The sequence below is a fragment of the Ruegeria sp. B32 genome (genome assembly GCF_025141855.1).
GTDB lineage: Bacteria > Pseudomonadota > Alphaproteobacteria > Rhodobacterales > Rhodobacteraceae > Ruegeria > Ruegeria arenilitoris.
This window is the reverse complement of the sequence record NZ_CP081106.1, coordinates 803,918-828,430: the sequence shown is the minus strand read 5'-3', so window position 1 is coordinate 828,430 and position 24,513 is coordinate 803,918. Positions and strand designations below refer to the sequence as shown.

The window sequence follows — 24,513 nt, the reverse complement described above, 5'->3', positions numbered from 1 at the left end:
TTAGGTGGCTCACTTCGTTGCCGCGTCCACGACCGGACGCCACTTGTCTTCGTTGTCCGCCATCCAGGCCGCGACAACCTCTTCGACCTTGCCGCCGTCGACATCGATCGCACCCATCATCGGCTGCTGGTCTTCGACCGCCAGTTGATAGTTGTTCAGGATTTCATACGCGGCAGGCCACTTGTCCGCCAGACCGCTCCACCCGGCTTTGAAGATGCGCGAGGGCGAGAAATCGCAGTCATTGACGGCATTGGGGTTTGGCCCCCAGGCCGGATCGTTGAAGCAAGCGTCTTCACCCGGCGGCAACTCAACGAATTTCACATCATAGGCCGACATGGCCCAATGCGGTTGCCAGAAGGTGATCAGCAGAGGCGATTTGCGTTCGGTCGAAGCGCGTAGTTCGGCAATCAGCGCGCCCTCGGACCCGGCAGGAATAGCCTTGAACGGCAGTTCAAGCCCGACCATGCGGTCTGCCCCGGGCGTACCCCAGTCAGCCGGATAGTCGACCAGACGTCCCATCGGCAGGGTCTCAGCCGTCGCAAAATTCTGTGCGCAGTCCTTCAGCGCTTCCCACGCGGGCAGGCCCGGGCAAAGGTCGGCGACATGGGCCGGATATGCGATGCCTTCCTTCGCATCGAGGCCAAGGTCGCCGATTTCGACCACGGTGCCCTCTTCAATTTTCTTGGCGTATTCGTCCGACACGTTCGACGACCAGATCTCGAGCGTGGCGTCGATGTCTCCGTCGGCCAGCGCCTGGAACTGGTTCAACATGCCCGCGGTGACGAATTCGACCTGGTAACCGGCGGCCTTGAGCATCTCTGCAGCGACATGCGTGGTGACGTGTTGGCCCGTCCACTCGTTGATCGCCAGTTTGATCGGCTCGTCCACCGCGCCCATGTCAGCCGCGTGCGCGGCGCCAGCGACCATGATCGCCAGAAGGCTTACATTCAGTTTTTTCATGGATTTTCTCCCTGTTTCTTTGTTTTGCCCACCCCGGCGGAAACGTGCCCGCCGGCTGACTTGTCTAACGACAATACCATGTCGCAACATGCACAAATTTGGCCGGAAAAGGAAAGCGAACAGTTCGCGTCATTCCCAATATACGGCCTCGGTACCGCATTTCATTCCTCTCGCGCCCTCGTGTCATGGGGCGGCTTGCCCGAGGTTTCGCGGATCGGACATTGATTGACGAGTCAATCACAAACCCAATTGGGGTCGTTTGTCGAGTATTTCTTGTAACGATGGGGCAAAATCCTGATTTTCCGACTGTTTTGCCCAAATGGCAGACCGTACTGGGCGGCCGCCCTTGCATTTACCGGAACAAATTGGCAACATTTGGCGCGAAGGGAGCTTTGCGATGCACCATTTCGATGAGATCTATGGGCTGGCGGCCGACCGGCACGGCGGACCGCACGCGCTTGAAGACAAACTGTCCAAGCCCAAATCCGCCAAGGAATTGGGCGCCCTGTCAGAGGATCGGTGGCTTTCGACAATCACCAAATGCATCTTCCAGGCTGGCTTCAATTGGAAGGTCATCGAGGCGAAATGGGACGGTTTCGAGGCGGCCTTTGACGGGTTCGACGTTGGGCGCTGCGCCTTCATGGATGATGAGAAATTCGACGCGCTGTTGCAGGACACGCGCATCGTGCGCAACGGCACCAAGATCGCCACCGTGCGCGACAACGCAGCGTTTCTTATGGAACTCCGCACGGAAGGCGGCGTTGGCAAAGTGTTGGGCGGCTGGCCATCTACCGACTATGTCGGACTTTTGGACATGCTCGCAAAACGTGGTTCTCGGTTGGGCGGGGCTTCAGCCCAGTATGCGATGCGCTTTGCCGGAAGAGACAGCTTTATCCTGTCACGCGACGTAACCGCCCGTTTGATCGCCGAAGGCGTCATCGACAAGCCAGCCACCTCCAAGAAAGCGATGGCTGCGGTACAGGACGCCTTCAACACCTGGATGCGTCAATCCGGCAGGTCGTTGACCGAAATCAGCCGGGTGCTTGCGATGAGCCTCTAGAATCGCTTGCGACCGAACCACAGCGGGCTAGGGTTTGGTCATGGTCCGGTTGATTTCGATCCTGCTCTTTCTTGCTTTGTTGTCCTGCGGTCGCCCTCTGACCGAGAACGAGCGCGCCTTTGCAAGCAAGGTTCAAGGCGAAACGCTGGATCTTGACCGGGTTCGGCTGGTCGAAGGCGCGCCGGTCGCCTCCATCACCTACGAACGAAAAGCCAGACCGAGGCTGGCTTGCCGCGAGCGTATCCTGCCGCCGGTCAAGGACGAGATCGTAACCGGAAAACCGGCGGCGATCGCGCTGTTCAACCGGGTATACTTCACCAAGGACTGGTATCTTGACGACTACATGGCGCGGTACCCCGACCAGATGAACCTTGTGGCCGCCATGATCTTTGCCCATGAACTAACCCATGTCTGGCAATGGCAGAACAGGAAAACCACCGGCTATCACCCGTTGCGGGCGGCTGCCGAACATGGTGGCCGCAAGGATCCTTACCTGTTCGATCTGGATAACTCGGCCGATTTTCTGGACTACGGGTTTGAACAGCAGGGCGCCATCGTCGAGGAATATGTCTGCTGCCGCGCATTGGATCCGGACGCCCCGCGGACCCAGCGTTTGCATGACATGCTGGCCAAGCATTTCGACCCGGAAAAACTGCCGGGTGCCCGGCGAGAAAGCGACGTGGTTATCCCTTGGAGCGGTGCCAAGGTGGAAGGCATCTGCCGCTGAGGTTCACTTGCTCTGCAAGGTCTTTAGATACGCGACCAGATCGGCAATCGGCTTGCTGGTCAGGATCGGCTGGCCGGCATCTGTCTTGATGGCGGTGTCCTGCCCTTCGAAATACGGCCCGTAGACCGGCATCGGACTGCCATGGCTGACCAGAGGATCACGGCCGTCTATCCGCTGCACCACACGCGCGGTCGGAAATTTACCGCCCGCGTTCCCAAGCGTCTTCAGATTGGTAGGTTGTATCAACAGCACGCCGGCCATTGGCCCATGTCCAGTCGCATCCAGTCCATGACAGGTGGCGCAATGGTGCAGGTAAAGCTGCTCCCCGGCTTCGGCATCCTGGGCTTCAGCACCTGTGGCGGCTATCGTACCCGCCATGGCCAAGGCCGTAAACGTCAACAGTTTCATTGCGTTCCTCCGTTCTAACGCCAAAAGCAGGGTTGCCCGAACCGTAACGACCCGCAATGATCCAGATCAACGAAATCGGCTAAGGGGTCCGGGCCATGACACATTATGCAGCCATCATGCTCGCCGCCGGGATCGGAGTTCCGATTCTCGCCGCGCTGAATGCGGCGCTCGGAAAACTGATCGGCTCGCCCACCACCGCTGCGGTCATCCTGTTTGCAGTGGCGTTTGGGTCTTCGGCGCTGGTGATGCTGCTGTTCCCCGGAACACAAGCTTTGGCAAAGGTTGCGCAGACCCCGAAACATCTGCTGTTGGGTGGGGTTCTGATTGCCTTCTACGTGCTATCCATTACCCACGTCGCACCGCATTTCGGCGTCGGCAACGCGGTGTTCTTCGTGCTGTTGGGGCAGTTGATCAGCACCGCGGCCATTGACCATTTCGGCCTTTTCGGCGCGCAGGTCACACCGCTGACCCTGATGCGCGCCGGCGGGATCGCGGTGATGGCCGTAGGCGTCGCCATCACTCAGCTGGCCTGAGCACACCCCCGTCCAGCCGCAGCATCCGGTCCATCCGCGCCGCCAGGTCAAGGTTGTGCGTGGCAATCAACGCCGACAGGCCGGACTCGCGCACCAGACCCATCAGCGCGGCAAAGACCTGATCCGAGGTACCTGGGTCCAGATTCCCTGTCGGCTCGTCCGCCAGCAGTACACGCGGTTCATTGGCTAGGGCCCGGCAGAAAGCCACCCGCTGCTGCTCGCCCCCCGACAAAGCTGCCGGGCGGTGGTCGGCACGGTCGGCGACGCCGACACGTCCCAGCAGATCCATCGCGCGGGCCTTGGCCGCCCTGTCGGACACCCCGTTGGCCAATTGCGGAAGCACGACATTTTCCAGCGCGGTGAATTCCGGCAGCAGGTGATGAAACTGATAGACAAAACCCACATCCCGCCGACGCATCGCGGTGCGGGTGCGGTCGCCCTTGCCGGTCGCATCCTGCCCGCCGATTTCGACCGTCCCGAAATCCGGCGTATCCAGAAGACCGGCGATATGCAGAAGGGTCGACTTGCCCGCCCCCGAAGGCGCCACAAGCGCCACCGCCTCGCCCGCCCGCAGCTCCAGATCGGCGCCGCGCAGCACCTGCACCTCGGCGGGCGTGCCTTTCAAATAGGTCTTGGTCAGGCCGGTCAGACGCAAGGTGACATCATTCATAGCGCAGCGCCTCGACCGGGTTCAGCCGCGCCGCACGGCGGGCCGGGAAATAGGTGACGAAGAAGGACAGGCCCAGCGACAGCCCCACCGCCTTGAGCACGTCCGACAGGTGCAGCTCGGCCGGCAAGGCATAGATGCCGCGGATCGCCGGATCCCAGACGCCGCCGCCCATCACGTAGTTCACGAAAGAGAAGATCGGATCGATATAGAGCGCGAACAGGCAGCCCAGGATGACGCCCATCGCGGTGCCTATGATCCCGGTGAAGGCGCCACAGATGAAGAACACCCGCAGCACCGAACCCTCGCTCAGCCCGATAGTGCGCAGGATGCCGATGTCGCGGCCCTTGTTTTTCACCAGCATGATCAGCCCCGAGACGATGTTCATCGCGGCGATCAGCACGAGGATCGACAGGATGATGAACATCACGTTGTCCTCGACCTCGAGCGCGCGCAGAAAACCGCCTGAGGCATCCTGCCATGTCCAGATCTGCGAGCGTTCTCCCGCCGCCTCAAGGATAGGGATCAGGATGGGGTTCAGGTCCTCGGGGCGATCGACCATCACTTCGATCTCGTCGGCGACGCCCTCGCGGTTGAAAAAGCTCTGCGCCTCGGAAAACGGCATGTAAACGCGGGTGCGGTCGATGTCATAGCGCCCGGCCGAAAACACGTAGACGACTTCATAGGCACTCACGCGGGGCGAGGTGCCGAAGGCGGTCTTGACCCCGTTGGGCGAGGTCAGCTTGACCCGATCCCCCACCGTGGCACCGATGGCGCGGGCCACGCCCGAGCCGATGGCGATCCCCTCCTCGAACCGGGACAGGTCGCCGTAGGCCTGATCGCTTTCGGCGATACCGGGCAGGCTGTACAGGTCGTCGGGGCGGATACCGAACACCTCGACCCCGCTGCTACGATCGCGGTTGGTGATCAGAACTTGCCCCTTGACCAGCGGAGCGGCGCGCTGAACGCCCGGCACCTGCGCGATACGTTCGGCCATGGCGTCGTATTCAACGATGGTGCGATCAACCTGTCCTTGCGCGTCCAGTTCGCCGGCCGAGTAGACTGTTACATGAGCGTTGGCCCCAAGAATGGTGCCCACGAATTCGGACCGGAACCCTGACCGGACCGCCAGCGTGGCGATCAGCGCGAACACGGCCAGCGTGATCCCGATCAACGAGATCCACGTCATCACGCTTACACCGCCTTCGGCACGCCGGGCGCGCAGATAGCGCCAGGCGATCTTCCATTCGAAGGCGGCAAAGGGAGGGGGTGTTCTGGCCATTCCTGCTCCGGCAAATCTGTGGTGGGGACATTTTCCGGATTTGGCTGGATGGTCAAGCCGGTTCTGGATGTACGCGCCCGTTCAACCGGCCAGCGACGCAGTTGCACTCAGCACGGACTGGGTCGTCTCACGATCACTGATCCCCCGACGCGCCAAGGCATCGAACAAGCGATCTTGGGTTTCAGGCGTCAGCATGGAAACCGCCCGGTTGTGTAGACCAAGGCTCAACAGTTCCGGTTCGTCGATCCTGGCGATCAGGTCTTCCAGCTTCTGTTGCGAATAGGTCGGCCAAAGCCCCAGCGCAGTGCTGGTTGCGTCCTCGAACCACGGGCGCAAAGCCAGATCCGACCGGAGGCAAAATGCATTCAGCAGCATGAATTCCGAGGGTCTACGGCGCGATCCGAAGAGCGACTGCACCGAACCGTAGTGTTCGTTGATCTCGTCCAACATCTCCAGAACCAACGACCTACGCACCGGGAACGGCGTCGAAAAAGTCGTGGTCTTCAAAGCCTCAAGATCCGGGACCGTGACGTGCAAAGCGTCCAGGCTCTGCTGCAGCCAGTTGCGGTGAAAGTCGCTGTTGACCGAAATGAACGGAAGCCGGGCGGCTCCGCCATCCGAAAAGAACTCTGACTCAGTGAAAGTCCGCAGAAACAGGTTTTTGGTGTCCAGGATAACCATCTGCTCCGCCTCGGCGATCCGTGCGGCACCCAGCTTGAGCACCTGCTGCGCGCGGTATCCGTTGTTGCCGCGCCAGCCCCCCTTTCGCACGAAAGGGATACGGTGCCGTCCTTCAATCAGAAGCCGGTCGCCCAGTGAACGCCGGGTGCATTGACCTGCCCCAAGCAGAATTTCATCGCCCCCGACGACCCGAACCTTGGATTGCAAAGGACCATAAGCCGCCAATATGGGCTCGATACGCGCCCGCAATGTGGTTTCGTCCACGTCGTTCAGGACAACATGGATGGAAGCAACCTTGGCCGGATCAGCAAATCGCGCAAAAGAACGCGCCTGCAACTCGAGCAGCGGGTAATCCTTGGAATACACTATCGTGGCAAAACTCAGCACGGTCGGGTTGCCTTTCATAATCACTTGGCGCCGCTGTATCAGCTTCTCGACCGGCCGCCAAATCCGCTTTGCCGTGTTGGCGCAGAATCAGCCATCGGGCGCAAATTCCAGCAGCGGATGATTTTCGAAAGACGATTATACCGCTGGTTGTGAAGCCCATCACAGACAGGCCCTTATTGTTTCAGGTATGAAGTCAATGTGAGGTTCAGACATTAAACTGAACTTGAAATGCAACATTTTCACAGCAACTTTGTTTCGCATTTTGCTTCTTTTAAGAAATTTTGGCACCCTGATTGTGGGGGAATACATTTTAAAGAGCGGGGGTCGCTCATGAATATTGAAAAGGAAATTGAACAGGTTGGTGCGCCAGCCACGACGATCACTTCTCAGGACATGGATTGCGAAACCGCAGCGTTGCTGCGGGCCGTCATCCGACCGCTGTTTGCCGGTGCGGCCAGTTGGGCCAGTCTAGCCGACACGCTGCGCGAAAAAGGCTATCGCCTGGCATTCCAAAGCGGGCGCATGTGCCTGATGGACCGGGCGACCGGCAAACGGCTTTGCGGGTTGCGGTTCCTGGACATCGAATTGAAGGATCTGGTCCGACGTATGGGCCGCCCCGTCGTAGTCGCCCGAGGTGACAGGGCGGATGGGGAACTACTTCGCGCGCGTCCGGCGACGGGCGGGTCCTAGTACCGCCGCCAGAACTGGACGGACCGGCGTAGAGACTTGGCAAGGCCGTGTTTGGCGGCCCGCCGGATCGGCAGTGGCGTTTCCGGGCGCCTCAGCACCTCGATGAGCAGGTTTGCCGGCATATGCCCGCGGCGATAGAACTCCGCGAAATCACCCAGATCCAATCCTTGTGCCGCACGATAATCGGCAAAGAACCGTTGCCAGACTCGGGCATAGTCCTGCCCCGTCGCTTGCTGGTCGCTGGTCTCGCCCCGGCCCCAGAACAATGAAATCGGCTCATCCATCCTTTCGCCGCGATAGCCCCCGGCAACCAATCGCAACATCAGGTCATAATCGCCAGCAATGCGGAACTGGGTGTCATGGCCACCCAACTGCAGAAAAACATCTCGCCGCAGAAAAACAGAGTTATGGCAAAACGGCATCCGCTGAAGGATGGCTTTGACCGACATCCGTTTTTCCATCTTTTCGCCACCGTCAGTGGATCGGTGCAGGGTTGACCCAAAAAGATAGTCCGGGCGGGTCGCGGTCAATCGCTCGGCCGCCCGGTTCAGAACATCATCCGCTGCCAACGAGTCGTCGGAATTGAGGAACAGCACGTATTCGCCGCGTGCGGCTTTGACGCCGCGATTCATCGCGTCGTACAGGCCTTGGTCCGGTTCACTGATCAGCCGCGTGCGCGGCGCGTCAGCGATCAAATCCTGAATGAATTCGACCGTCCCGTCCGTCGATGCTCCGTCCTGAATGATGTGCTCGGAACGGTCGCAATTCTGCCGCGCCATGCATTCGATGACGCGGCGAAATGTGTCCTGACGCCCTTGCGACAACAGGTTCCAAGTCGCCGTGATCACCGAGATCAGCGGCGCGTCACCGGTTTCAGACGGAGCGCTCATAGATCTCGGCAATGCGGGTTACGGCGGCCTCGGGGCTCAGCTCTTCGCTTTCGCCTGTGCGGCGGCTGGTCAGCTCGACCACTCCGTTCTTCAACCCGCGCGGGCCGACGGTGATACGCCAGGGCAGGCCGATCAGATCCATCGTGGCGAACTTGCCCCCTGCCCGCTCGTTGCGGTCGTCATAGAGCGGCTCGAGCCCCAGCGCGGTCAGTGCCTTGTAGATCTTGTCGCAGGCCGCGTCGGCCTCGTCATCGCCTTGCTTCAGGTTGACGATGCCGCAGTGGAACGGGGTCACACCCTCGGGCCAGATGATGCCCTTGTCGTCGTGGCTGGCCTCGATAATCGCACCGATCAGGCGGCTGACGCCGATGCCGTGGCTGCCCATGTGGACCGGAACCTGCTTGCCGTCGGGGCCTTGCACCGTGGCGCCCATCGGCTCGGAATACTTGGTGCCGAAATAGAATATCTGCCCGACCTCGATGCCGCGCGCGCTGCGGCGGCGTTCTTCGGGCACCTGCTGGAACAGGGCCTCGTCATGGGTCTCATCCGTGCGGGCGTAGAGCGAGGTGAACTCCTCCATGATCGCCTGGCACTGAGCCTTGTCGTCATAGTCGATGTCGCGCTCGCCCAAACGGATGTCGGTAACCGCGCTGTCATAGAATACCTCGGATTCGCCGGTATCGGCCAGCACGAGGAACTCATGCGTATCGTCGCCGCCAATCGGGCCGCTGTCGGCGCGCATCGGGATCGCTTGCAGACCCATACGTTCATAGGTGCGCAGATAGCTGACCAGGTGGCGGTTGTAGGCGTGCAGCGCGTCTTCTTTCGTCAGGTCGAAATTGTAGCCGTCCTTCATGTAGAACTCGCGGCCGCGCATCACGCCAAAGCGCGGGCGGATCTCGTCGCGGAACTTCCACTGGATCTGGTAGAGCGTCAGCGGCAGGTCCTTGTAGCTGCTGACGTGACCGCGGAAGATGTCGGTGACCAGTTCCTCGGCGGTGGGCGTGTACAGCATGTCGCGACCGTGGCGGTCCTGCATGCGCAGCATTTCCTGACCGTAATCATCATATCGCCCGGATTCCCGCCACAGATCGGCCGATTGCAGGATCGGCATCTGGATCGGGATGTGCCCGGCGCGGATCTGCTCCTCGTGCACGATGTTTTCCAGCTTGCGCAGCACCTTGAAACCCAGCGGCAGCCACGAATAGATCCCGGCGGCAGCCTGCTTGATCATCCCGGCGCGCAGCATCAGCCGGTGGCTGACGATCTGGGCCTCGGACGGGTTTTCCTTGAGTACGGGCAGAAAGTAACGGCTGAGGCGCATGTTTTTACCTTGCAGGTGAGAATTCCACGGCCACGTGATTATGCGAAAGCCCCGCCGGGGGCAATCGGGCAATGGCGGATTTGCGACCTCAGATCAGTCGGAATTTTGATTGACCCGCCAATCAGGCCTCGAAACAGTGGGAAGACTTCTGAAGACGAGGCTCCAATGCAGACCATCCGCGAACCCGCCCGAAACATCCCCGTGGTGCACAAAACTGACGTACTTGTGGTGGGCTCTGGCCCGGCAGGGCTGGCCGCGGCGCTTGCTGCCGCGCGCGCCGGGGCCGAGGTCGCTCTGCTGGACCGTTTCGGCTGCATGGGCGGCAATATCACCGCCGTCGGGGTCGAGGGCTTTGCCTGGTACCGGCACGACAAGACCATCGAGGCCGGCGGCATCGGATGGGAGTTCGAGCAACGCGCCAAGGAGATGGGCGCGGCGGTCCCGGAAAGCCAATCACTGAGCTACGAGTTGGACAGCGAGGGTTTCAAGCTGGTGGCCGACCGGTTGGTGGAAGAGGCCGGTGTCCGCCCTATGCTGCATCGCCAGTTCGTGGCCCCGATCATGGACGGCGACCGGATCACCGGTGTGATCACCGAGTCGAAGGCGGGGCGCGAGGCGATCCTTGCCCGTATCGTGATCGACGCCACCGGCGATGCCGACGTGGCCCACCGTGCCGGCGCCCCAACCCGCAAGACCGAGCCGGAACAGATGATGGCGGCCTCGGTCATGTTCCACTTGGCCGGGGTTGACAAGCGCGCCTTCATGGAGGGCGTAAAGGCCGACCCGCAGACCTACAAGGACTGGGGCGGCGGCGGTGAATGGAACATCGAGACCAGCGGCAAGGAGGACGACATGTTCTCGCCCTTCGTCTACAAGCCGTTCCAGCAGGCCATCGACCAAGGCCTCATTCCGGCGCACCTGAACACCATCGCGGGCACCTGGGGTGCAATGCATGACTCGGGCGAACTGACCTATATGAACCTGATCCACCTGGCCGGGATCGACGGAACAGACCCGGACAGCTTGACCAGGGGCGAGATCGAGGGCCGCCGCCAGACCATGCTGGCGATTGACGCTCTGCGCCGGTTCATGCCCGGATGCGAAAATGCACGGCTGCGAAACTTCGGCATGACCATCGGCATCCGTGACACCCGCAAGATCGACGCGGTCTACAACATGACTGAGGACGACGTGCGCCATCAGGGCCGGTTCGACGACACGATCGGCATCTACCCGGAGTTCATCGACGGTTACGGCATCCTGATCCTGCCCACCACCGGGCGCTACATGCAGGTACCCTACCGCTCGATGCTGCCCAAGGGGGTGCGTGGGCTGCTGGTGGCTGGCCGGTCTCACGGGGCCGACCGCATCGCCCATGCGGCGACACGCAACATGGCTTGCTGCGCGGTGATGGGCCAAGGGGCCGGCATCGCGGCCGCCATCGCACTGAAAAGCAATCAGGAGCTGTCCGAATTGAACCTGGCCCCGGTTCATTCCGAATTGGAGAGACAAGGCGTGAGGATCCACTGATGGAACACATCCTGACGATCGACATTGCGCCGTTGTTGCAGGAGGCCCACCCTGACCACGGAAAAACCGTTCAGCAGGTTATGGACGCGTGCACCGGGATAGGTTTCCTTTCGATCACCGGCACGGGCATCCCGCCAGAGCTGGTCGAGCGGGTCCGGGCTTGCGTTCGCGCTGTTTTCGACGTGGACGAAGCTAGCAAATGGCAGCAGGCGATCACCCGCGAGAACTATCGCGGATATATCCCGATGGGGTTCTTCACGCCCAATGACGGGTCGGGACATGCGGACAAGTATGAGGGTTACAAGTTGCACCACGAAGTGGCCGAGGATGCGCCCATCCGCCGGGTTTGCGCGCTTTACGGACCCAACCTCTGGCCCGCAGAGGTACCGGATGCGCGGGACATCATCCTTGAATACTGGGCGCGATTGGATCAGGTGGCCGACAGCTTGCTGGGCGCGTTGGAAGCCGGGCTGGAACTGCCTGCGGGTTGCCTGCGGAATGCGTTCCGTGACCCATTGACCAACATGACTTTGCTGCACTACCCGCCGCAGGCCCCGGAAGAGGGCGGCTATGGCATCCACCCCCACAAAGACACTGACGCGTTGACCATCATCGCCCCCGACCCGGTGGGTGGGCTGGAGGTCCAGACGCGGGGCGGGGGCTGGATCACTCCCGACTGCCCAACCGGTGGGTTTGTCGTCAACATCGGGGACATGCTCGAGCTCTGGTCCGGAGGGCGCCTGAAATCGACCCCGCACCGCGTGGTCAACCGATCCGGAAAGGAGCGCTACTCTTTTCCCTATTTCGCGGTACCACGGCACGACGTGGTGGTTTCTCCGCTGCTGTCGCCGCTGCCGGGATTTGACCGCCCGTCCGTACATTGCGGTCACTGGTCCGCCGAGATCTGGCGCACCAACTGGTCCGACGAGACCGCCGCCGAAGACACGCCGGAACTGGGCACTCTGCACGACTGAGACACAAAAACACTGATCCATGAACCGCTTGCATCGCGGGCCTTCATCAGCCAAGAACAAGGGCAACGACGCAGTCAGGAGGCCGCGATGGCGTTGCCGGTTCGGGATCAATTCAGATATTGGGGCATCGCCGCTGCGATATTCATATTGCTGTTGTGGCTGCTGGGCGACGTTCTGCTGCCATTCGTGATCGGCGGCGCAGTGGCCTATTTCCTGGATCCCGTAGCCGATCGGCTGGAGAACATGGGGCTCTCCCGCGCGGCTGCGACGGCGATCATTACCGTCTTCAGTATTCTTGCCTTTGCCTTGATGATCCTGATGGTGGTTCCGGCCCTGATCACTCAGCTGATCGATCTGGTGGACGTACTGCCCAGCCTGTTCCAGGAATTGCGAGCCTTCGTCGAGCGGCAATTCCCGTCGCTGCTGGACCGGGAATCGAACACCCACCAGTTCCTTCTTTCAATGGGCGACACGCTGAAGGGCAAAACAGGCGACATCCTCGAAACGGTCATGGCTTCGGTCGGGTCAGCGGTGAACATCGTGGTCCTTCTGGTGATTGTGCCCGTCGTGGCCGTCTACCTTTTGCTGGACTGGGACCGAATGATCGCCCGGATCAACGATCTGCTGCCCCGGGACCATGCGCCGACGATCCGCAAGCTGGCCGCCGATATTGACGCTGTTCTTGCCTCGTTCGTGCGCGGCATGGGTACGGTTTGCCTTATCCTGGGCACCTACTACGCCGTTGCCTTGATGATCGTCGGCCTACAATTCGGCCTGGTGGTCGGTTTCATCGCCGGGTTGGTCACCTTCATTCCCTATCTGGGCGCATTGATCGGCGGTACGCTGGCCATCGGCCTGGCGCTGTTCCAATTCTGGGGTGACTGGGCCTCGATCGGTCTGGTGGCCGGGATATTCGCCATCGGCCAAGTCGTCGAAGGCAATTTCCTGACGCCCAAACTGGTTGGTGACTCGGTCGGGCTGCACCCGGTCTGGTTGCTTCTGGCCTTGTCCGTTTTTGGCGCGCTATTCGGGTTTGTCGGCATGCTGATCGCCGTTCCAGTCGCTGCGGCCTTGGGCGTGCTTGCACGTTTCGGAACTTCGCAATATCTGACAAGCCGCCTGTACACGGGGCGTGACGAGCTGGATCCGGAAAGCGAGTGAATGGCCAAACAGCTGAGCTTTGATCTTCCGGCGATGACGGCGCTGGGGCGCGAGGATTTTTTCGTATCTCCCGCGAATGCGCTGGCCGTCGCAATGATTTCGGCCAATTCTTGGCCGGGCAACAAGCTGGTCCTGAGCGGCCCGGCCGGATCGGGCAAAACCCATCTTGCGCATGTCTGGGCCGCCGAGACAGGCGGGCGTATCGTGCAGGCCGCGGATCTGAAACACGAAGATGTTCCCGCACTTGCGCAAAGTCCCGTGGCGGTCGAGGACATCCCGATGATCGCCGGGGATATAGACCAGCAGAAAACCCTGTTTCACCTCCACAATCTGGTTCTGGCCGAGGGGTATGCCCTGCTGATGACCGGGCGCCTTGCCCCCAAATACTGGGAACTGCCGCTGGCCGACCTGCAAAGCCGGGTGGAAGGTGCCCATCATGTGGCGCTTGATCCGCCCGATGATGCCTTGCTGTGCGCGGTTCTGGCGAAACTGTTCGTCGACCGACAGCTGAACCCGGGCCCGGACGTCATCGCCTACCTCGTCAAGCACATGGATCGCCGGTTTGAAACCGCAGCCGAGGTGGTCGCGCAACTGGATCAGGTCGCCTTGGCAGAAAAGCGCGAGATAACACGGACCTTGGCCGTGCGCGTTCTGAACAACGAAATCGATACGGCGGTTTCCGGTGATTGACCCGTGGGGTCCGATTTCGCATCCTGCGCGAGGCAACGTTGGGGAGATCATGGAACAGAGCGCTGCAAGGATCCCGGACTGGGGACCATTCGGAAGACCGCTGTTCGACCATCCGGGAATCCGCGATCTCTCGCGCGTTGGCGTGGTCGATGTCGGATCGAACTCGGTCCGGATGGTTATCTTTGACGGCGCGGCCCGGTCACCCGCTTATTTCTACAACGAAAAAGTCATGTGCGAGCTTGGCGCCGGGCTGTCGGAAACCGGCAGGCTGAACCCGCGCGGTCGCGTACGTGCGCTGGCGGCGCTGCGGCGCTTTGAACACCTGTCCCGCGATCTTGGCCTGCCCGGACTGCACGTTGTGGCCACCGCCGCCGTGCGCGAGGCGGAAGACGGTCCGGAGTTCTGTCAGGAAGTTCTGGCCGAGACAGGGCTGCATATCTCGGTCATCGACGGCGAGGAAGAGGCCCGATTGTCGGCTCAGGGTGTCCTGCTGGGCTGGCCGGGCGCCTACGGCCTGATCTGCGACATCGGCGGTTCGTCCATGGAGCTGGCAGAGATCGGCGGCGGATCGGTCGGACGGTGCGTGTCCTCGTCGCTGGGGCCGCTCAAACTCCGGGATATCAAGGGCGGGCGCCGCGCCCGCAAGGCCCACATCAAGGAAACACTCGAGGCGCTGCGGGACCAGATGGGGCCGCAGCGCGACCGACTGTTCCTGGTCGGCGGAAGCTGGCGAGCCTTTGCAAGGTTGGACATGCTGCGCCGCGGGTATCCGCTGAACGTGCTGCACGAATACCGCATGACCACCAAGCAGGTGCGCGAAACGATCAAGTTCATCGAAAAGGGCGACCACGAACACCTGCGCTCTCAGGCTGGGGTCTCAAGCTCGCGGATGGCCCTGATTCCGTATGCCATGGACGTGCTGTCGCGGCTGATCCGTACCTTCAAACCCAAAGACATCGCAATATCCAGCTATGGTATCCGCGAGGGTCTGCTGTACGAGCAGATGCCCCAGATTCTGCGGGATTGCGACCCTTTGATCGAGGCCTGCCGGTTCTCGGAGCAAAAGGACGCTCGCCTGCCCGGTTTCGGGCCACATCTTTACGATTTCGTGATGCCGCTGTTTCGGTCCGCCCCTCCGGCCCGAGTTCGGCTGATCAAGGCGGCCTGCCTGTTGCACGATGTCAGCTGGCGCGCCCACCCCGATTATCGGGCCGAGGTCTGTTTCGACAATGTGACCCGCGCCAACCTGGGCGGCCTGAAACACTCGGAACGTGTCTTCATCGGACTTGCCCTGCAGCATCGTTACCGGAACAAGCGAGAGGGCAACCGCTTCGCCCCTCTGTACGAACTGCTGGACGAGCGCGACCAGAAGCAGGCCGAGATTCTGGGAAAGGCCATGCGTTTCGGCGCAATGCTGTGGATGCAGAACGACGCGGCAACTGGCAAGCTGCGGTTCTACCCCAAGAAGCGCGAACTGGAGTTTTATCTGCCCAAGTCGCTCAGCCCCTTGTTCAACGAAGTGGCCGAGGCAAGATTCGAGTCACTGGCGAACGCGCTGAAATCGCGCCCGATCGTCAAAATGCAGGGCTGATCCGGACGATCAGATATCGGTTGCGCCTTCGTCGTCCTCTTCGGGAGTAACCTCATCGGGTTGGTCGGGAACGTCCGGTTTCCTGCGGATGATAATGTCGCCGTTGGGCAGCATTTCGGGCGCCTCATAGGCGCTCCAATCCTTGACCTTGCCGCCGATCTCGGCAAGGGCCGGGCCCATCTCCTCGATAAAGGACTGCATGGCCGGGCCGAATTGCTCGGCAAGCCCCAGAAGGTCCTCAAGCGCGGGCTCCATTTCCTTTCGCAGGCCCTCGAAGAACAGTTCGGCCCCCTGCTCCATCAGGGACTTACCGCCTTCGTCCTGGGCTGCGGCCGGCGCGGCAAAAAGGGCCGCGGCACCTATCAGCATCAATCGTTTCATGACCTGAAATATAAGGGGCGGGATCAGTTGTTGAAAGGGTCAGATGTCGATGTCCAGCGTCACCGGAAAATGATCTGAGGCCGTGACCAGGGCATCGCGCAATTCCGGCACCGTCCAGCAGTGCTCGTCCCGGAACGGGTGCCAGATGCGCCAGACCGGACTGCGGACCCTCAGATCCTCGCTGATCATGATGTAGTCCAACAACGCCTCAAGATATTGGCCTTCCTTCGGGCGGGCAAAGCGCGCGGTCGATGGGATCCAACCCGGCCGAGGTCGAAGTGCCTGTGCGGGATGCGGATCGTACAGGCCGGTTTCCAGAAGGATTTCCACCGATGACCGCCCGAAAAGATGTTCGAATTCATCCAATCCCGGCCCGTCATTCAAGTCGCCCAGCAAGATCACCGGTTCAGCAGCGGCTATGTGCGCGCGCACCCGGCGCGACAGCCAGACAGCCTGCGCCAGCTGCTTGCGGCGGTTGGCGATAGAGATGCGCAAGGCTTCGTCGCGTGATTGGGCTCCGTGCGGTGCCTTGGACTTCAGATGTGCACCGATCAACCGGAACTCGAACCCGGCCCGGGTTCGGACCGCCAGTTCCATGGGTGGTTTTGAAAACCGCACCAGATCCTCGGTCGCGTCAATGTCCAGATCGATCCGAAACTCGCGGTCAAAGCGTGGGAGATCGTCGGGATCGTGGCCGCCATCTTGCACTCCTTTCGGGTCGTGCCGGGTGGTCAGGGCCTCGGGATCATACAAGAGGGCCAGTTCTTGATGCGTATCGTTGGCGAAACCCATGATCGCATTGGATGTACGCAGATCGAACGTCTCGGCGAAATGCTGCAAGGCGCGCACCGTGTTTTGCGATTTGCCCGTATTCGGCGCCTCGACGATCAGCATGGCGTCGGCGTCGACGGCCGTCAGCACCGTCGCAATGGCCTCGATCTGCTGTGCCTTGGTGACATTGTGCCGGCCCGACCAGCTGTCATCGACAACCAGTTCATCATTGCGGTCGAACAAATTGGCGAACCATTCAATGTTGTAGGTCGCCAGACGCATCGTCTCAGACCCGCGCGCCGTTGATTTCATCCCAGGCGCGGTTGATGTCGATCATCTTTTTTTCGGCAAGGCGAATTGCTTCTTCGGGAACACCACGGGCCATCATCGCATCTGGATGTGTGTCACGCACAAGCCTGCGCCAGATTTTTCGGATCTCGGGTAGTGGAGTGTCAGGGGTCACGCCCAGAACGGTGTAGGGATCCTTGGGCGCATCTGGAACGAAGCGCGCACGCAGGGCTTTGAACTGTGCATCGGTCTGGCCAAAAATCCGCGCCACATCCTCCAGAAACTCGTTTTCGTTGGGGTGATAGAACCCGTCCGCCATGGCGATGTGAAACAGCCCCTCCATGAGGTCGCACAGGGTAGTGCTGTCTTCGGCGAACATGCGCGCGATCTTGCGTGCGTATTCCTGATACCCGGCCACATCCGTCCGGGCCATGTTGAACACGCGCGCCGCGCCGGCCTCTTCCTCCGGCGGAATACGAAACACCTCGCGAAACGCGGTCACCTCGTCGCGGGTCACCTGCCCGTCTGCCTTGGCCATCTTTGCGCCCAAAGCGATGACAGCAATCGCGAAGGCCACCGAGCGTTCGGGCGGCGTACGCAACTTCTCAAAAACGGCCGTCAGGCTTTCACCCTTGGCAAGGGCGCTCAGCGCTTCGGATATGCGGGACCAGATCGACATGGGCGCACACTAGCGCGCCGAGTACGGACTGTCAGGTGCGACCATTCATTCCGGAGCCAGAATTTTCTGCATCAGCACAAGATCCAGCCAACGCCCCCATTTATGACCAACTTCCGGCATTCGGCCGACCGTCTCAAAACCGACCGCCGCATGAAAGGAAATCGCGCCCGGGTTCTCGGCCGAGATTCCAGCGACCAGAACATGCACGCCTTGCGATCGCGCCACCTCCTCCAAGGTTCGGATCAGCGCGCGACCCGCGCCCCGCCCCCGGCCTTCAGAAGCCAGCAGGATGGTGTGTTCCCGGCTGTGCGCATATCCGGGACCCGAGCGAAAACCGCCGTAAGTCGCATATCCCACGACACGGCCGTCAAGTTCGGCAACTTGGAACGCCAGCCCTCGCTCGTCGATATCCCGCGCGATTTCTTCGGGGCTTCGCTCGGTCGTGGTAAACGTGATCAGCGTCTCGCGGATGATCGAATTGGTGATCTCCGCAATTTCAGCCGCATCCCGGGGCAGAGCCGGGCGAATGATCATTCCAGTACCCGCGGTCCGTGCGGCGTTTCAAATTCAGCCCGCAGAGCCGCAGGCCCGGAATCAAAAACTACCCTGTCGAGCGGGCCGAGCAATTGCGCCAAATCCAGCGCGTCCGGGTGAAAGACCACCAGCCGCCGCAGGTGGCAGCCACTGGCCCGCAGCATGCCAGCCGGATGCAAGTCACCTTGCCATTGAATCAAGGCGGGAAACAGGTTGTCGAACGGCAAACACCCCGATCCCGGCACCGCCATCTTCCACCGCAACGCACCACGATCAAGGTCATGGATATCGCCTATGTCGATTGAGAATCCATCGACATAGGCCTGCAGATCCGAAACCTGACAGACCCAGTTGCTGAGCCGCGGCGGCCCCGAGAAACGATCAAGATCAAACCAACGTGGCCGCCCAGGATCGGCAGCTTCCGGGTCAATCGCGATCGCTTCAAGATACAGGCCCTCGTCCAGCCCAAGAAGCTTGTTGTAGGTGCCGAATTTTCCATGTTTGCCACCGGGCACCATCGGAATACCCAAGGCCTGCTCTACATGCGCGACCGCCTCGTCCAAGGTCGACGCGGCCACCGCCAGATGATCAAGCTCCATAATTGCGCCTCCAGCGTCCAAAACCGACCTCATGCCATCGGATACCATGAAAAGTCCGACTTGGGCACTTCATCTGACACCAAACATCCCAGCGGGCGATGCCTGAGGCCGCAGGCATCGCAAAAAAGGGGCATAATGCCCCCCAAAGTCACAGTTCAGGCGCGCGCCTCGCGGATCAGGCGCAAGATGTCTTGCGCCGCCTCGGGGATGTTGGTCCCCGGCCCGAAGATCGCCTTGACCCCATGGTCGTACAAGAACTGATAATCCTGCTGGGGGATGACGCCACCACAAATCACGATGATATCTTCGGCGCCGGCCTTTTTCAGCTCCTCCACCAGTTGCGGTGCCAGCGTCTTGTGGCCCGCCGCCTGGCTGGAAATGCCAACCACATGCACGTCATTGTCGATCGCGTCCTGCGCGGCCTCGGCCGGGGTCTGGAACAGCGGGCCGACGTCCACGTCGAAACCGATATCGGCGAACGCGGTGGCGATCACCTTGGCCCCGCGGTCGTGACCGTCCTGGCCCATCTTCACCACCAGAAGACGCGGGCGGCGGCCCTCTTCCTCGGCAAATTCCTCGATCGATTTCTGGATGGCGGCAAAGCCCTCGTCACCTTCGTAAGCTGCGCCATATACACCAGCCAGCGTTTTCACTTCGGCCCGATGACGGCCGAATTCCTTTTCCATTGCCATGCTGATCTCTCCTACGGTTGCGCGGGCACGCGCAGCCTCGACGGCGGCTTCCAGCAGGTTGCCCCCCTCTTTCGCGCGCCGGGTCAGTTCGTCCAACGCAGCCTGACAGGCGGCCTCGTCCCGGGTCGCGCGGATGCGTTCCAGCCGGGCGATCTGCGCCTCGCGGACGGCCTGGTTGTCGACCTCGAGGATCTCGATCGGGTCTTCCTTTTCCTTGCGGTACTTGTTGACGCCGACGATTACTTCTTCGCCACGGTCGATCATGGCCTGACGGCGCGCGGCGCTTTCCTCGATCCGCAGCTTGGGCATGCCGCTGGCAACCGCCTTGGTCATGCCGCCCATCTCCTCGACCTCTTCCATCAGGGCCCAGGCTTTTTCGGCCAGCTCATTGGTCAGGCTTTCCACATAGTAGGAGCCGGCCAACGGATCGACCACATCGGTAACGCCGGTTTCTTCCTGCAACACCAACTGTGTATTCCGCGCAATGCGGGCCGAGAAATCGGTAGGCAGAGCAATCGCTTCGTCCAGCGCGTTGGTATGCAGCGACTGTGTGCCACCCAACACCGCGCTCATCGCCTCATATGCGGTGCGGATCACGTTGTTGTACGGGTCTTGCTCCTGCAGCGAAACGCCCGAGGTCTGGCAATGGGTGCGCAGCATCTTCGAGCGGTCCGACTTGGCCCCGAATTCGGTCATCACCCGGTGCCACAGAGTACGCGCGGCGCGCAGCTTGGCGATCTCCATGAAAAAGTTCATGCCGATGGCAAAGAAGAACGACAGACGGCCAGCGAACTTGTCCACGTCCATTCCCGCGTCGATGGCTGCGCGCACATATTCGCGCCCGTCGGCCAGAGTATAGGCCAGTTCCTGCACTAGGTTCGCCCCGGCCTCCTGCATGTGGTAGCCCGAGATCGAGATCGAGTTGAACTTGGGCATCTCGTTCGAGGTGTATTCGATAATGTCCGAGATGATCCGCATCGAGGGCTCGGGCGGGTAGATATAGGTGTTGCGGACCATGAACTCTTTCAGAATGTCGTTCTGAATGGTGCCCGCCAGGACCGACTTGTCATGGCCCTGCTCTTCGCCGGTGACGATGAAATTGGCCAGGATCGGGATCACCGCGCCGTTCATCGTCATCGAGACCGAGACCTGATCCAGCGGAATGCCGTCGAACAGGATCTTCATGTCCTCGACGCTGTCGATGGCAACACCGGCCTTGCCCACATCCCCCACCACGCGCGGGTGGTCGCTGTCATAGCCGCGGTGCGTGGCCAAATCGAAGGCGACCGAAACGCCCTGCTGACCGGCCGCGAGGTTGCGGCGGTAAAAGGCATTCGATTCTTCGGCCGTGGAAAAACCTGCATATTGGCGGATGGTCCACGGGCGGCCCGCATACATGGTTGCCTTCACACCGCGTGTGAACGGCCCGAAGCCTGGCAGCGACCCGATATGCGGCAGGTTCTCGATGTCGTCCTGCGTATACAGCGGCTTGACCTCGATCCCCTCCAGCGTCGTCTTGGTGAGGTCTTCGACAGGGCGCCCACGCAACTCTTTTTCGGCCAGGGCGCGCCAATCCTTCGTATCGGTCATAGCGTAATCCTCTTGTCTGTTCCCGTCGCGGGCCCGAATGGCGCGCCGAGGGGCTGGGTATGAATAGGGAAGGGCTGACCCGGCGCACGGCAGGTCCGATCATTCAAATTTTTGATCGTCGCACGCATTTCGCCGGTCGCATTCGCGGCAACTGGGTCTATATTCAAAGGAACAGGAGACCACATGACCCGCACGCTTGCCCTTGTTTTGTCAGCTTTTTTGCCTGTGGCTGCCGTCGCCGCCGACGGTGCGGCCCCGGATGAAACCGCGTATATCCGGCCAGCCGGAGACAGCGATCTGAACGAGTTTCTGTGGACACACCGCCCCATAGTGGTGTTCGCCGATACGCCGGCCGATCCCCGGTTCCAGCAGCAGATCGACATGTTGCTGGAGGGCGAAGACATGATGCGTGACCGGGATGTCATCGTGCTGACCGACACCGACCCTTCGGCGCGATCCCCGATCCGGACGCAACTGCGCCCGCGCGGGTTCGCGATGGTCTTCGTCGACAAGGACGGTGTGGTGAAGCTGCGCAAGCCCACGCCGTGGAGCGTGCGCGAGATCAGCCGGTCCATCGACAAGACCCCCCTGCGCGAACGCGAAGTCCGCGAGCGGCGCGAGGCGCGCTGACGACCCAGACCCGCCCGGCGCAAGGGGTCTGCCACGCCCGCCCCATCCGCACCGACGGTGCAGATGGCGGCCGAACGGGCAAAACCCACATTCTCCGGGCAAGCGCACATGGGCGTTATTCGAACTCCATGATCACGTCATCGACGGCCAGGCTGTCACCCGGACCGGCGTTGATCTTGGACACCACGCCCCGGCGCTCCGCGCGCAGGATGTTCTCCATCTTCATCGCCTCGACCGTGCACAGCGCCTGACCTTCCTGCACCTCTTGGCCGACCTCGACATCGATCTTCACGATCAGGCCCGGCATCGGGCACAGCAGCATCTTCGAGGTGTCTGGCGGCAGTTTCTCGGGCATCAGCTTGGCCAGTTCGGCAGCGCGCGGCCGGCGCACATGCACCTTCAGGTCCGCCCCCCGGTTGCGGATGCGGAACCCGCCCGAGATCTTGCCCACCTTCAGCACGAGCGGGCTGCCGTCCACGTCCAGAACCGCAAGTTGGTCGCCGGGAGTCCAGTCCGAGCTGACGCGTAGGGCGGAACCGCCCTCGAACTTGACCGTGGCGCCGTCGCGGTCTGCATTCACCTGCACGGCATATTCCTGCCCCTGCAGCGTGACCACCCAGCGCTTGCCGACTTTGCGTTCGTGGTTGTCCATCCGGCCCGAAACGCGGGTGCGGCGGATCTCGGCCACCCGGTGCATCGCCGCGCACGAGGCCGCAATGCGGCGCAGGTCGCCTTCGGGCAGTTCTACACCGTTGAACCCATCGGGGTATTCCTCGGCGATGAATGCGGTGGTCATGTCACCACTGACGAATTTGGGGTGATCCATCACCGCCGACAGGAACGGCAGGTTGTGGCCGATGCCTTCGACCTCGAAACTGTCCAGCGCCACGCGCATCGCCTCGATCGCCTGCTCGCGGGTCGGCGCCCAGGTGCACAGCTTGGCGATCATCGGGTCATAGTACATGCTGATCTCGCCGCCCTCATAGACGCCGGTATCGTTGCGCACGGCTGTCTCGCCACTGGGCGCATCGCCCTGCCATTTGCCGTTTTCCAGCAGTGGCCCCGCGGCCACCTCCTGCGGTGGACGATAGCGGGTCAGCCGCCCGATCGAGGGCAGGAAGTTGCGATAAGGATCCTCGGCATACAACCGGTTCTCGATCGCCCAGCCGGTCAGCTTGACGTCATCCTGGGTGATCGACAGCGGCTCGCCTGCGGCGACGCGGATCATCTGTTCGACCAGATCGACACCGGTAATCAGCTCGGTCACCGGGTGTTCCACCTGCAGGCGGGTGTTCATTTCCAGGAAGTAGAAATTCTTGTCGCCATCCACGATGAATTCCACCGTGCCCGCGCTGGCGTACCCGACGGCCTTGGCCAGCGCCACGGCCTGCTCGCCCATCGCGCGGCGGGTCGCCTCGTCCAGGAAGGGCGACGGGGCCTCTTCGACCACTTTCTGGTTGCGGCGCTGGATCGAGCATTCACGCTCGCCCAGATAGATGCCGTTGCCATGCGTGTCGCAAAGAACCTGAATCTCGATGTGGCGCGGTTGCGTCACGAATTTCTCGATGAAGATCCGGTCATCGCCGAAGGAATTCGCCGCCTCGTTCTTGGAGCTCTGGAAGCCTTCGCGTGCCTCCTCGTCGTTCCAGGCGATGCGCATGCCCTTGCCGCCGCCGCCGGCGCTGGCCTTGATCATTACCGGATAGCCGATCTGCTGGCTGATCTTCACCGCCTCATCCGCATCCTCGATCAGGCCCATGTATCCGGGAACGGTGCTGACATCGGCCTCTTGCGCGATCTTCTTCGAAGTGATCTTGTCACCCATGGCCTCGATCGCCCCTTTCGGCGGGCCCACGAACACGACGCCTTCGGCCTCGAGCGCTTCGGCGAATTTCGCGTTTTCCGACAAAAAGCCATAGCCCGGATGCACCGCCTGCGCGCCGGTCTGGCGGATGGCGTCCATCACCTTGTCGATCACGATGTAGGACTGGTTCGCCGGCGGGGGGCCGATGTGAACCGCCTCGTCGGCCATTTCCACATGCAACGCGTGCTTGTCGGCATCCGAGTAGATGGCGACAGTGCCGATTCCCATTTTCCGAGCGGTCTTGATGACCCGGCAGGCAATCTCGCCTCGGTTGGCGATCAGGATCTTGTTGAACATGGAACGTCCTCTGTCTTTGTGTTCTGGACAAACGAAAACGCCGTTGCCGGGCTGATGCCCCGCAACGGCGTTCCGTCAAATGATGACCGGGACGGCGCGCGCCCCGGAAAACCGGTATTAGTTACAGTTGTTTTGCGTCTTGCAATACAGCACGTTGCCGGCCGCACCGACCGCAGCCCCAAGGATCGGGTCCGCGCTGAGAACCGCAGCCCCGACAGCCCCGACTCCGCCGCCAAGCAGCGCCTGTTCCCCGGTTGAATCACCGCAGGCTGCCAACCCGCCACAGGTTGCGAGCGCAAGGAAAACTCGTGAGATTCGCATGTATACTGCCCCTTTTGGTTTCTTGTCGAATTGAACAGCAAATGCCTGAATCGGGCTTTGTTATTCAATATCAAACGGGGTGAAACAGGGCTTTGCGCAGGTTTTTGCCGCCTTGGGTCCGCAGTACGGCCAAAGAAAAGCGCGGGCAGGTCTGTGTTGGAAACACGGTCCTGCCCGCGGAAGGAAGGGGTACGGAATAGTAGGTGCATGTGCGGCGCAGGCAAAGTCGAGCCGCACGGCCCCTTCACCTTGCACAGCAAAAATGCGGCCGCCAACGGATCAATTGCAACGCCGGAAATTCCGGCTGGAAAT

25 protein-coding genes are annotated in these 24,513 nt (G+C 61.4%); 10 read left to right on the top strand and 15 right to left on the bottom strand.

The genetic code is table 11. From position 1 onward, the window contains the following. Positions 1 to 9 precede the first annotated feature (9 nt). The gene (locus tag K3752_RS04335; protein ID WP_170340840.1) at positions 10 to 960 is read right to left on the bottom strand and encodes an ABC transporter substrate-binding protein; all 951 of its coding nucleotides are present in this window, start codon (positions 958 to 960) and stop codon (positions 10 to 12) included. Positions 961 to 1,357: 397 nt separating this feature from the next. On the opposite strand from K3752_RS04335, the gene K3752_RS04330 reads away from it, so the two are divergent. Further along, a complete protein-coding gene (locus tag K3752_RS04330) occupies positions 1,358 to 2,020 on the top strand; it encodes a DNA-3-methyladenine glycosylase I (protein WP_170365692.1) in 663 nt (220 codons plus the stop codon). A gap of 40 nt (positions 2,021 to 2,060) precedes the next feature. Then, positions 2,061 to 2,747, top strand: a complete 687-nt coding sequence (locus K3752_RS04325) for a hypothetical protein (protein WP_170340237.1) — start codon at positions 2,061 to 2,063, stop codon at positions 2,745 to 2,747. Between the two features lie 3 nt (positions 2,748 to 2,750). Here the strand turns inward: K3752_RS04325 and K3752_RS04320 are convergent, their stop codons facing one another. Beyond that, on the bottom strand, positions 2,751 to 3,155 hold the full coding sequence (locus K3752_RS04320; RefSeq protein ID WP_260065166.1) for a cytochrome c: 405 nt from the start codon (positions 3,153 to 3,155) through the stop codon (positions 2,751 to 2,753). A 95-nt stretch (positions 3,156 to 3,250) separates the two neighbouring features. Here K3752_RS04320 and K3752_RS04315 point away from each other — a divergent pair, with 95 nt between their 5' ends. Continuing rightward, positions 3,251 to 3,688, top strand: coding sequence for a DMT family transporter (locus K3752_RS04315; RefSeq protein WP_170340233.1), 438 nt, complete (start codon positions 3,251 to 3,253; stop codon positions 3,686 to 3,688). On the opposite strand, the gene K3752_RS04310 is transcribed toward K3752_RS04315, so the two are convergent. The 3 genes from K3752_RS04310 to K3752_RS04300 all read right to left on the bottom strand — a co-directional run bounded on the left by K3752_RS04310 (position 3,672) and on the right by K3752_RS04300 (position 6,723). Beyond that, on the bottom strand, positions 3,672 to 4,358 hold the full coding sequence (locus K3752_RS04310; RefSeq protein ID WP_170365685.1) for an ABC transporter ATP-binding protein: 687 nt from the start codon (positions 4,356 to 4,358) through the stop codon (positions 3,672 to 3,674). The two genes, K3752_RS04315 and K3752_RS04310, sit on opposite strands and share 17 nt — an antisense overlap. Then, positions 4,351 to 5,637, bottom strand: coding sequence for a lipoprotein-releasing ABC transporter permease subunit (locus K3752_RS04305; RefSeq protein ID WP_170390982.1), 1,287 nt, complete (start codon positions 5,635 to 5,637; stop codon positions 4,351 to 4,353). The genes K3752_RS04310 and K3752_RS04305 overlap by 8 nt, the downstream gene beginning before the upstream one ends. Positions 5,638 to 5,718: 81 nt before the next feature. Continuing rightward, positions 5,719 to 6,723, bottom strand: a complete 1,005-nt coding sequence (locus tag K3752_RS04300; RefSeq protein ID WP_260065165.1) for a DUF6492 family protein — start codon at positions 6,721 to 6,723, stop codon at positions 5,719 to 5,721. 312 nt (positions 6,724 to 7,035) lie between these two features. Here K3752_RS04300 and K3752_RS04295 point away from each other — a divergent pair, with 312 nt between their 5' ends. Continuing rightward, positions 7,036 to 7,395 carry a hypothetical protein gene (locus K3752_RS04295; protein ID WP_170340824.1) on the top strand — a complete coding sequence of 120 codons (360 nt, stop codon included), beginning with the start codon at positions 7,036 to 7,038 and terminating at the stop codon, positions 7,393 to 7,395. Here K3752_RS04295 and K3752_RS04290 read toward each other — a convergent pair. Beyond that, positions 7,392 to 8,285: a glycosyltransferase family 2 protein gene (locus K3752_RS04290; RefSeq protein WP_260065164.1), complete on the bottom strand. Its 894-nt coding sequence runs from the start codon at positions 8,283 to 8,285 to the stop codon at positions 7,392 to 7,394. The genes K3752_RS04295 and K3752_RS04290 overlap by 4 nt on opposite strands. Then, complete coding sequence (gene proS / locus K3752_RS04285) at positions 8,269 to 9,609, bottom strand: proline--tRNA ligase (RefSeq protein WP_170340821.1); 1,341 nt, start codon at positions 9,607 to 9,609, stop codon at positions 8,269 to 8,271. The genes K3752_RS04290 and proS overlap by 17 nt, the downstream gene beginning before the upstream one ends. A gap of 165 nt (positions 9,610 to 9,774) precedes the next feature. Between proS and K3752_RS04280 the strand changes: the two genes are divergently transcribed. The 5 genes from K3752_RS04280 to K3752_RS04260 all read left to right on the top strand — a co-directional run bounded on the left by K3752_RS04280 (position 9,775) and on the right by K3752_RS04260 (position 15,555). Then, positions 9,775 to 11,139 carry an FAD-dependent oxidoreductase gene (locus K3752_RS04280; RefSeq protein ID WP_260065161.1) on the top strand — a complete coding sequence of 455 codons (1,365 nt, stop codon included), beginning with the start codon at positions 9,775 to 9,777 and terminating at the stop codon, positions 11,137 to 11,139. Further along, positions 11,139 to 12,113: an isopenicillin N synthase family oxygenase gene (locus K3752_RS04275; RefSeq protein ID WP_260065159.1), complete on the top strand. Its 975-nt coding sequence runs from the start codon at positions 11,139 to 11,141 to the stop codon at positions 12,111 to 12,113. The genes K3752_RS04280 and K3752_RS04275 overlap by 1 nt, the downstream gene beginning before the upstream one ends. 87 nt (positions 12,114 to 12,200) lie before the next feature. Beyond that, positions 12,201 to 13,274, top strand: a complete 1,074-nt coding sequence (locus K3752_RS04270; protein ID WP_170340814.1) for an AI-2E family transporter — start codon at positions 12,201 to 12,203, stop codon at positions 13,272 to 13,274. After that, positions 13,275 to 13,964 carry an HdaA/DnaA family protein gene (locus K3752_RS04265; RefSeq protein ID WP_260065158.1) on the top strand — a complete coding sequence of 230 codons (690 nt, stop codon included), beginning with the start codon at positions 13,275 to 13,277 and terminating at the stop codon, positions 13,962 to 13,964. Positions 13,965 to 14,013: 49 nt separating this feature from the next. Continuing rightward, positions 14,014 to 15,555: a Ppx/GppA family phosphatase gene (locus tag K3752_RS04260; protein ID WP_170364623.1), complete on the top strand. Its 1,542-nt coding sequence runs from the start codon at positions 14,014 to 14,016 to the stop codon at positions 15,553 to 15,555. A 9-nt stretch (positions 15,556 to 15,564) separates the two neighbouring features. On the opposite strand, the gene K3752_RS04255 is transcribed toward K3752_RS04260, so the two are convergent. The 6 genes from K3752_RS04255 to scpA form a co-directional block, all read right to left on the bottom strand. Next, positions 15,565 to 15,936, bottom strand: coding sequence for a hypothetical protein (locus tag K3752_RS04255; protein ID WP_260065157.1), 372 nt, complete (start codon positions 15,934 to 15,936; stop codon positions 15,565 to 15,567). 39 nt (positions 15,937 to 15,975) lie between these two features. Beyond that, positions 15,976 to 16,989 carry an endonuclease/exonuclease/phosphatase family protein gene (locus K3752_RS04250; protein ID WP_260066253.1) on the bottom strand — a complete coding sequence of 338 codons (1,014 nt, stop codon included), beginning with the start codon at positions 16,987 to 16,989 and terminating at the stop codon, positions 15,976 to 15,978. 4 nt (positions 16,990 to 16,993) lie between these two features. Continuing rightward, the gene (locus K3752_RS04245; RefSeq protein ID WP_170340209.1) at positions 16,994 to 17,674 is read right to left on the bottom strand and encodes a molecular chaperone DjiA; all 681 of its coding nucleotides are present in this window, start codon (positions 17,672 to 17,674) and stop codon (positions 16,994 to 16,996) included. Between the two features lie 45 nt (positions 17,675 to 17,719). Further along, a complete protein-coding gene (locus tag K3752_RS04240) occupies positions 17,720 to 18,208 on the bottom strand; it encodes a GNAT family N-acetyltransferase (protein WP_170527873.1) in 489 nt (162 codons plus the stop codon). Next, positions 18,205 to 18,807, bottom strand: coding sequence for a VOC family protein (locus tag K3752_RS04235; RefSeq protein WP_260065153.1), 603 nt, complete (start codon positions 18,805 to 18,807; stop codon positions 18,205 to 18,207). Before K3752_RS04235 ends, K3752_RS04240 begins: the two co-directional genes overlap by 4 nt. Before the next feature lie 155 nt (positions 18,808 to 18,962). Beyond that, a complete protein-coding gene (scpA, locus tag K3752_RS04230) occupies positions 18,963 to 21,089 on the bottom strand; it encodes a methylmalonyl-CoA mutase (protein WP_260065152.1) in 2,127 nt (708 codons plus the stop codon). Between the two features lie 183 nt (positions 21,090 to 21,272). On the opposite strand from scpA, the gene K3752_RS04225 reads away from it, so the two are divergent. Beyond that, positions 21,273 to 21,719: a DUF4174 domain-containing protein gene (locus tag K3752_RS04225; protein ID WP_170598574.1), complete on the top strand. Its 447-nt coding sequence runs from the start codon at positions 21,273 to 21,275 to the stop codon at positions 21,717 to 21,719. A 115-nt stretch (positions 21,720 to 21,834) separates the two neighbouring features. On the opposite strand, the gene K3752_RS04220 is transcribed toward K3752_RS04225, so the two are convergent. After that, the gene (locus tag K3752_RS04220; protein ID WP_260065149.1) at positions 21,835 to 23,880 is read right to left on the bottom strand and encodes an acetyl/propionyl/methylcrotonyl-CoA carboxylase subunit alpha; all 2,046 of its coding nucleotides are present in this window, start codon (positions 23,878 to 23,880) and stop codon (positions 21,835 to 21,837) included. A 117-nt stretch (positions 23,881 to 23,997) separates the two neighbouring features. Then, positions 23,998 to 24,201 (bottom strand): hypothetical protein, encoded by a 204-nt coding sequence (locus K3752_RS04215; RefSeq protein WP_093964781.1) that lies wholly within the window; start codon positions 24,199 to 24,201, stop codon positions 23,998 to 24,000. Between the last annotated feature and the right edge of the window lie 312 nt (positions 24,202 to 24,513).

Bases quoted from the DNA above. Each gene is read 5' to 3' on its own strand.
- K3752_RS04245 (WP_170340209.1), bottom strand. From the start codon at position 17,674: ATGTCGATCTGGTCCCGCATATCCGAAGCGCTGAGCGCCCTTGCCAAG.
- K3752_RS04310 (WP_170365685.1), bottom strand. From the start codon at position 4,358: ATGAATGATGTCACCTTGCGTCTGACCGGCCTGACCAAGACCTATTTG.
- K3752_RS04280 (WP_260065161.1), top strand. From the start codon at position 9,775: ATGCAGACCATCCGCGAACCCGCCCGAAACATCCCCGTGGTGCACAAA.
- K3752_RS04240 (WP_170527873.1), bottom strand. From the start codon at position 18,208: ATGATCATTCGCCCGGCTCTGCCCCGGGATGCGGCTGAAATTGCGGAG.
- K3752_RS04215 (WP_093964781.1), bottom strand. From the start codon at position 24,201: ATGCGAATCTCACGAGTTTTCCTTGCGCTCGCAACCTGTGGCGGGTTG.
- K3752_RS04330 (WP_170365692.1), top strand. From the start codon at position 1,358: ATGCACCATTTCGATGAGATCTATGGGCTGGCGGCCGACCGGCACGGC.
- K3752_RS04225 (WP_170598574.1), top strand. From the start codon at position 21,273: ATGACCCGCACGCTTGCCCTTGTTTTGTCAGCTTTTTTGCCTGTGGCT.
- K3752_RS04220 (WP_260065149.1), bottom strand. From the start codon at position 23,880: ATGTTCAACAAGATCCTGATCGCCAACCGAGGCGAGATTGCCTGCCGG.
- K3752_RS04300 (WP_260065165.1), bottom strand. From the start codon at position 6,723: ATGAAAGGCAACCCGACCGTGCTGAGTTTTGCCACGATAGTGTATTCC.
- K3752_RS04320 (WP_260065166.1), bottom strand. From the start codon at position 3,155: ATGAAACTGTTGACGTTTACGGCCTTGGCCATGGCGGGTACGATAGCC.
- K3752_RS04275 (WP_260065159.1), top strand. From the start codon at position 11,139: ATGGAACACATCCTGACGATCGACATTGCGCCGTTGTTGCAGGAGGCC.
- K3752_RS04265 (WP_260065158.1), top strand. From the start codon at position 13,275: ATGGCCAAACAGCTGAGCTTTGATCTTCCGGCGATGACGGCGCTGGGG.
- scpA (WP_260065152.1), bottom strand. From the start codon at position 21,089: ATGACCGATACGAAGGATTGGCGCGCCCTGGCCGAAAAAGAGTTGCGT.
- K3752_RS04335 (WP_170340840.1), bottom strand. From the start codon at position 960: ATGAAAAAACTGAATGTAAGCCTTCTGGCGATCATGGTCGCTGGCGCC.
- K3752_RS04260 (WP_170364623.1), top strand. From the start codon at position 14,014: ATGGAACAGAGCGCTGCAAGGATCCCGGACTGGGGACCATTCGGAAGA.
- K3752_RS04305 (WP_170390982.1), bottom strand. From the start codon at position 5,637: ATGGCCAGAACACCCCCTCCCTTTGCCGCCTTCGAATGGAAGATCGCC.
- K3752_RS04250 (WP_260066253.1), bottom strand. From the start codon at position 16,989: ATGCGTCTGGCGACCTACAACATTGAATGGTTCGCCAATTTGTTCGAC.
- proS (WP_170340821.1), bottom strand. From the start codon at position 9,609: ATGCGCCTCAGCCGTTACTTTCTGCCCGTACTCAAGGAAAACCCGTCC.
- K3752_RS04290 (WP_260065164.1), bottom strand. From the start codon at position 8,285: ATGAGCGCTCCGTCTGAAACCGGTGACGCGCCGCTGATCTCGGTGATC.
- K3752_RS04325 (WP_170340237.1), top strand. From the start codon at position 2,061: ATGGTCCGGTTGATTTCGATCCTGCTCTTTCTTGCTTTGTTGTCCTGC.
- K3752_RS04315 (WP_170340233.1), top strand. From the start codon at position 3,251: ATGACACATTATGCAGCCATCATGCTCGCCGCCGGGATCGGAGTTCCG.
- K3752_RS04255 (WP_260065157.1), bottom strand. From the start codon at position 15,936: ATGAAACGATTGATGCTGATAGGTGCCGCGGCCCTTTTTGCCGCGCCG.
- K3752_RS04270 (WP_170340814.1), top strand. From the start codon at position 12,201: ATGGCGTTGCCGGTTCGGGATCAATTCAGATATTGGGGCATCGCCGCT.
- K3752_RS04235 (WP_260065153.1), bottom strand. From the start codon at position 18,807: ATGGAGCTTGATCATCTGGCGGTGGCCGCGTCGACCTTGGACGAGGCG.
- K3752_RS04295 (WP_170340824.1), top strand. From the start codon at position 7,036: ATGAATATTGAAAAGGAAATTGAACAGGTTGGTGCGCCAGCCACGACG.